Origin of the sequence: Cellulomonas biazotea, assembly GCF_004306155.1 — a bacterium.
In the GTDB taxonomy this organism is placed as follows: domain Bacteria; phylum Actinomycetota; class Actinomycetes; order Actinomycetales; family Cellulomonadaceae; genus Cellulomonas; species Cellulomonas biazotea.
Map to the genome: position 1 here is coordinate 1 of NZ_BIMR01000115.1, position 6,254 is coordinate 6,254.

The following is a 6,254-nucleotide window of genomic DNA, read 5'->3' on the forward strand; positions in this document are numbered from 1 at the left end:
GTGCGGGCGCGGGTGGGCCGGGCCTCGCGGGGCTCGGGGCGGCGGGCGCCGGGCTCACCGCGGCGGGTGGTGGGCGGTGGTCGCTCCTGCCGGCACGCGAGCAGGACCCGACGCTGCGCGCGCACGCGACCGCCGCGCAGCTCCTCGACCGGCACGGCGTGCTGACGCGCGCGGTCGCCCCGTCGGAGGGCATCGGCGGGCGGTTCACCGACGTGTACCGGGTGCTGTCCGCGCTCGAGAACGGCGGCCAGGTCCGTCGCGGCTACTTCGTCGAGCGGCTCGGCGGGTCGCAGTTCGCCCTGCCGGGCGCGGTCGACCGGCTGCGGGCCGACGCACAGGTCGTCGACCGGGCCGCCGAGCGCGCCGCCGACTCCCAGGAGAACCGCACGACGCGGACCGAGCCGTGGCACACCGCGGAGGTGACCTCGTCGTCCGCCGCGGACCAGGACGCCGTCGTCGTCGTGCTGGCCGCGACCGACCCGGCGAACCCGTACGGCGCGGCGCTCGCCTGGCCGTCGGCGCCTGCCGGTCAGGACGGTGCCCGCGCGAGGGCCACCGCGGCGACGGCCGCCGGCACCGCCGCGTCGACCTCCGGCACCCCGGCGACCGCGGCGACGCCCCCGACCGACCCGGCGACCCCCGGACGCCACCGGCCGGGCCGCAAGGCGGGTGCGCTCGTGGTGCTCGTCGACGGCGCGCTCGTGCTCTACCTGGAGCGCGGCGGACGGACGGTCCTGTCGTTCGACACCCGCCCCGAGGTCCTCGCGGCCGCGACGCTGGGGCTCGCGGAGGCGGTGCGCGTGCGGCACACGGGGCGCCTGACGATCAGCCGGCTGGACGGCGCGGAGGTGCTCGCCGACGGCGCGCTGCACGGCCCCGTGGGCCAGGCGCTCGTCGCGGCCGGGTTCGCCCCGACGCCGCGCGGGCTGCGGCTGCGCGGTCAGGCCTGACGGCGTGCGTCCCCCGCGAGGTCTCCGTGCCTGAGGGCGACGTCCTGCGCCGCACGGCGGCCCGGCTCGACGCCGCGCTCGTCGGGCAGCCGCTCGTGCGCGCGGACCTGCGCTGGCCGACGGCGGCGACGGTCGACCTCGTCGGCCGCACCGTGCTGGGGACGACGCCGTACGGCAAGCACCTGCTCACGCGGTTCGACGACGGCCGGACGCTGCACACGCACCTGCGCATGGACGGGACGTGGCGCGTCGAGGCCACGGGCTCCCCGCAGGCGCAGGCGCGCTCGTTCCGGGTGCGCGCGGTGCTCGCCACGGCACGGTGGACGGCGGTCGGGCAGCTCCTCGGGATGCTCGACGTCGTCCCGACGGCGGACGAGCACACGCTCGTCGGGCACCTGGGGCCGGACGTCCTCGACGACCCGCTCGACCTGGACGAGGCGCTGCGACGCTGGACGCGGCAGGGGCGCACGCCGGTCGCCGAGGTGCTGCTCGACCAGACCGTCGTGGCCGGGATCGGCACGATCTTCATGGCCGAGTCGCTGTTCGCGGAGCGGGTGTGGCCGTGGACGCCCGCGGAGGAGGTCCACGACCCGCGGCGCGTCCTGCTGACTGCCCGGCGGCTCATGCAGCGCTCGGTGCTCAGCGGGCGGCCGAACGAGAAGGTCCACGGCCGCCGACGTCGTCCGTGCGTGCGGTGCGGGACCCCGATCGCCGTCGGCTCGGCCCGGCCGGCACCGATGGACCGGCCGGTGTTCTGGTGCCCGCGCTGCCAGGCCGAGGGCCGCCGCGGCGAGCCGTCCTGACCGCAGGCTTTTCACCCGGGCGAGACCACACTGCGGACGCCGCAGTCACCCGTCCGGCCGCGGACGGCGGCCGCAGAGCACGCGCGCCGGCGCCCGGCAGCCTGCGTCGGATCGCCGCGTCGTCGCGGCGGTGCCGACATGGCGCGGTCCGCGGACCGGGGTCCACGGACCGTGAGACCCGGCAACAGCCGGGCCGGTACGCCTCAGCCGATCGGAGCGAGCTCCGCACGGGGACGCTGCCATCCACCCTCGGCGCTGCGGCCGACGGAGGCCGCGAGGTCGGCCGGGACGGTGTCGGGGATCAGCAGACCCTCGGCCACCGCGACACGGTCGCTGACCTCGCGCAGCACGAGCGACATCGGGACGTCGAGCGCCTCGCAGATGCTGTTCAGCAGCTCCGACGACGCCTCCTTCTGCCCTCGCTCCACCTCGCTGAGGTAGCCCAGCGAGACGCGAGCCGCCGACGACACCTCACGCAGGGTGCGCCCCTGGCGCTGACGAGCGTCCCGCAGGACGTCGCCGATCTCTCGACGTAGCACAATCATCCGGGCTCCCCCTCTCGTGTCGCGTGCCGGCCCACTGGTCGGCGCCGGTTCCCGTCCGGGTCCCGCCGCCACCGCTCCCGACTTCGCCTGCGTCGGGAGACTCCCACCGTACCGCGCGCCACCTGAGCGCGCGGGCGTCCGTCGGGCCGGGGGTCGAGTGCTCATCACGTGCATCCCAACGATCCCACCACCCCGGGTGTTCCCACGCTCGCCGCCCGGTGCGACGACGCACACCCGGGGCGCGCCGTGCGGTGCGGGCGGCCCCGCCCCGCGTGGGCCCGTCCGCGGCGGTCGTCCGCGGTCAGCGCAGGACGTCGAGGGCGAGCGCGAGGACGGCGTCGACCGCCCCGCCACGCACGGCGGCGCGGTCCCCGCCGAGCCGGAGCGACGCGACCCGGACGGTCCCGGCGGTCACGACGGCCACGTGCACGGTGCCGGGCGGGTGACCGTCCTGCGGGGTCGGGCCGGCCACGCCCGTCGTCGCGAGGCCGACGTCCGCGCCGAGCCGCTCGCGCACGCCACGCGCCATCGCGGCGGCGACGTCGGGGTCGACGGCACCCCGCGCGTCGAGCAGCGCGGGGTCGACGCCGAGCAGCGTCCCCTTGAGGTCGGTGGCGTACGCGACGACCGCGCCGCGCAGGACGGCCGACGCCCCGGGCACCTCGACGAGCGTCGCGGACACCAGCCCGCCGGTGAGGGACTCGGCGACGGCGAGGGTCCAGCCGCGCGCGGCGAGGACGTCGAGCAGCGTGGCCGCGGACGTGGGCACGGGCGGCTCGACGGGCGACGCCGAGTCGGTGCCCACGACGACCCCTACAGGCCGGCCGCGGGCGGGACGGCGGCCGCGCGGCGGATGCGGATCGCGGTGCGGACGTAGTCGAGCCCGGTCACGACGGTGACGAGCACGGCCAGCCCCATGGCGATCGCGGCGACGACCTCGACGAACGCGGGCAGCTCGTCGAGCGGGAGCAGGTAGAGGCCGATAGCGACGGACTGGAGCACCGTCTTGAGCTTGCCGCCGCGGGACGCCGGCAGGACGACGTAGCGCAGCAGGAAGAAGCGCATCGCGGTGATGCCGAGCTCGCGGACGAGGATGACGACCGTGACCCACCACGGCAGGTCGCCGAGGGCCGAGAGCAGCACGAGCGCCGAGCCGACGAGCAGCTTGTCGGCGATCGGGTCGAGGAGCTTGCCGAGGTCCGTGATCTTGCCGGACCGGCGCGCGAGCCAGCCGTCGAGCCGGTCGGTCGCGGCGGCGAGCACGAAGATCGCGGTCGCGAGCAGGCGACCGCGGACGGTGTGCCCACCGTCGAGCAGGAGGGCCCAGGCGAAGAACGGCACGAGGACGATGCGGGCCACCGTGAGCACGTTCGCCATGTTCCAGGCGGAGGGGACGGCGTCGACCACCCGGACAGCGTAGTTGGGTCCGGGACCCTCTCCGCGCACGCGCGACCGGGCTGGGCGCGGACGGCCGTCGGAGCGGGTCGCCCGACCGCCTCGATCATCGGGAACCGGGTCTCCCCGGACCGGCGCCGACCCGCCGCCGCGACGTGCGTGGCCGGCGCGTCCGCGGCGGGCACCGGGGTGTCCGCGGCGGGCACCGGGGTGTCAGGACGCAGGTGGGCGAGGGCGTCGGGCCCCACGCACTAAGGTCCGGTTGTGTCCCGCCACGCCCGTGCCGCTCGACGACGCCGCCCGACGGTGGCCCTCCTCGTCGCGCTCCTGGTCGTCCTGGCGGGGCTGGGTGCCGCCGCGGCCGCGCTCGACCCCTGGTCGCGCGGGAGCGCGGTCGCCGGCGCGGACCTCGGGCCGTCCGACCGGCCGGTCACGCCGACACCCTCGCCGACGCCGACCCCGACGCCCACGCCCGACCCGGACGCCGACCTCACGATCGTCGCGACGGGCGACGTGCTGCCGCACCTCCCGGTGCTGTCGTCGGCGCGCGTCGCCGGGGGCGGGCACGACTTCGCGCCGCTGCTCGCACCGCTCGACCGGTGGGTGCAGCCCGCCGACCTGGCGCTGTGCCACCTCGAGGTCCCGGTCGCCCCGGCCGGCACGCCGCCCAGCGGGTACCCGATGTTCGGCACGCCCGCGGAGATCGCGCAGGGGCTGCGCACGCAGGGGTGGGACGGCTGCTCGACGGCGTCGAACCACTCGGTCGACCGCGGCTTCGCGGGCGTGACGGCGACGCTCGACGCGATGGACACCGCCGGGCTCGGGCACGTCGGGACGGCTCGCAGCGCGGCCGAGCAGGCGCAGCCGCAGCTCTACCGGCTCGATCGGGCCGGTCAGGAGATCACCGTGGCGCACGTCGCGGCGACGTACGGGACGAACGGCATGCCCGTCGACGCGGACAAGCCGTGGTCGGTCGACGTCGTCGACGTCCCGGCGCTCGTCGCCGCCGCGACCGCCGCGCGCGCCGCAGGGGCCGACCTGGTCGTCGCGAGCGTCCACTGCTGCGTCGAGTACCGGACGGAGCCGACGCCCGAGCAGGTCGCGATCGACCAGCAGCTCGCCGACTCGGGCGTGATCGACCTCGTCATCGGGCACCACGCGCACGTGCCGCAGCCCGTCGCGCTCCTCGCGGGCGGGCCGCGCGGCGAGGGGATGTGGGTCGCGTACGGGCTCGGCAACTACCTGTCGAACCAGGACGAGGCATGCTGCTCCCCCGACACGAGCTCCGGGCTGCTGCTCACGGCGCACGTGCGCAGCACCGGCGCGTTCCCGGCGCGCGGCGTCGAGGCAGGGCCGGCACGGGTCACGGGCGTCGAGTGGACGCCGATCACCGTCGACCGCAAGGGCGGCCACCAGGTGCACGCGCTGGTCGACATCCCCGACGGCACGGCGACGCTGTCGGCTGCGCAGGTCGCGGACCGGACCGCGCGCGTCGTCGCCGCGGCCGGCACGCAGGCACCCCAGCGCACGACCCCGGTGGAGTCGACGGGCCCCGCGGCAGTCGCCGTGCCCCGCACCGCCGGCTGACGACGCGACGGCCGGCGACCCGTCCTGCCGCCCCGGCCAGGCAGACTCGACCAGGCGACGTTCAGCGCGAGACGTCGCCCGGCTGCGCCCCGCCGAACAGCCAGCCCTGCCCGTACCGCCAGCCGTTGCGGTGCAGGTAGCGCGCCTGCTCCTCGTGCTCGATGCCCTCGGCGATCGTCACCATCGCGAGCTCGCGCGCGAGGGCGCCGAGCGCGCGGGCGACCTTCCCCGCCGTCGGGTCGTCGGGGATGCCCGAGGTGAACGACATGTCGAGCTTGACCCCGGCGACGGGCAGGTCCCGCAGGTAGGACAGCGGCGAGACACCCGTCCCGAAGTCGTCCAGCAGGATCGGCACGCCCGCGGCGGACAGCTGCGTGAGCTCGTGCCGGATGCGCGTCCCGGACGCCACGAGCGACGACTCGGTGAGCTCGACGACGATCCGCCCGGCGGCGACGCGGCGCCGTGAGATCTCCCCCAGCAGGGTCGTCGCGAACTCCCCGTCCCCCAGCTGGTCCGCCGACACGTTGACGGAGACCCAGCGCGTGCGGTCGTGGGTCTGCGCGACGAACTCGACGACCGCGGTGGCGACGTACTGCGCGAGCGGCACGGACAGGCCGGCCTCCTGCACGAGCGGCAGGAACGCGCCGGGCAGCAGCAGCCCGCGGTGGGGGTGCTGCCAGCGGACGAGCGCCTCGTACCCGACGACCCGCAGGTCGGCGAGGTCGACGATCGGCTGGTAGTGCACGACGAGCTCGTCGCGCTCCAGGGCGTCGGCGAGCTCGCGGTGCACGGTCGTGTGCGACGCGACGCTCATCGACGACTCGAACACCTCGGTCCGTCCGCGGCCCGACCCCTTCGCCCGGTAGAGCGCGGCGTCGGCAGCCGCGAGCATCGCCGGTGCGCCGCCCTCGACGGTCTCGGGGTCCGCCAGCGCGATCCCGATGCTGGCCGCGACCTGGACCCGCCGCCGGGCG

The 6,254-nt window shown here is 76.8% G+C and carries 7 protein-coding genes; 3 read left to right on the top strand and 4 right to left on the bottom strand.

The window, feature by feature from the left end:
• Both CBZ_RS08985 and CBZ_RS08990 read left to right on the top strand, forming a co-directional pair.
• Positions 1-950: Lhr family helicase (locus CBZ_RS08985; protein ID WP_444979407.1), on the top strand; the 950-nt coding region annotated here is incomplete at its 5' end.
• 26 nt (positions 951-976) lie between these two features.
• Positions 977-1,753 carry a DNA-formamidopyrimidine glycosylase family protein gene (locus CBZ_RS08990; protein WP_130781229.1) on the top strand — a complete coding sequence of 259 codons (777 nt, stop codon included), beginning with the start codon at positions 977-979 and terminating at the stop codon, positions 1,751-1,753.
• Between the two features lie 203 nt (positions 1,754-1,956).
• Here CBZ_RS08990 and CBZ_RS08995 read toward each other — a convergent pair whose 3' ends face one another.
• The 3 genes from CBZ_RS08995 to pgsA all read right to left on the bottom strand — a co-directional run bounded on the left by CBZ_RS08995 (position 1,957) and on the right by pgsA (position 3,705).
• On the bottom strand, positions 1,957-2,298 hold the full coding sequence (locus CBZ_RS08995; RefSeq protein ID WP_130781230.1) for a helix-turn-helix domain-containing protein: 342 nt from the start codon (positions 2,296-2,298) through the stop codon (positions 1,957-1,959).
• A 301-nt stretch (positions 2,299-2,599) separates the two neighbouring features.
• Positions 2,600-3,103 carry a CinA family protein gene (locus CBZ_RS09000; protein WP_246013190.1) on the bottom strand — a complete coding sequence of 168 codons (504 nt, stop codon included), beginning with the start codon at positions 3,101-3,103 and terminating at the stop codon, positions 2,600-2,602.
• 8 nt (positions 3,104-3,111) lie between these two features.
• Entirely contained in the window at positions 3,112-3,705 is a 594-nt protein-coding gene (pgsA, locus tag CBZ_RS09005; protein ID WP_246013192.1) for a CDP-diacylglycerol--glycerol-3-phosphate 3-phosphatidyltransferase, read from the bottom strand.
• Between the two features lie 294 nt (positions 3,706-3,999).
• On the opposite strand from pgsA, the gene CBZ_RS09010 reads away from it, so the two are divergent.
• Entirely contained in the window at positions 4,000-5,280 is a 1,281-nt protein-coding gene (locus CBZ_RS09010) for a CapA family protein (RefSeq protein ID WP_246013194.1), read from the top strand.
• 61 nt (positions 5,281-5,341) lie between these two features.
• Here CBZ_RS09010 and CBZ_RS09015 read toward each other — a convergent pair.
• Positions 5,342-6,254: EAL domain-containing protein (locus tag CBZ_RS09015; protein ID WP_130781232.1), on the bottom strand; the 913-nt coding region annotated here is incomplete at its 5' end.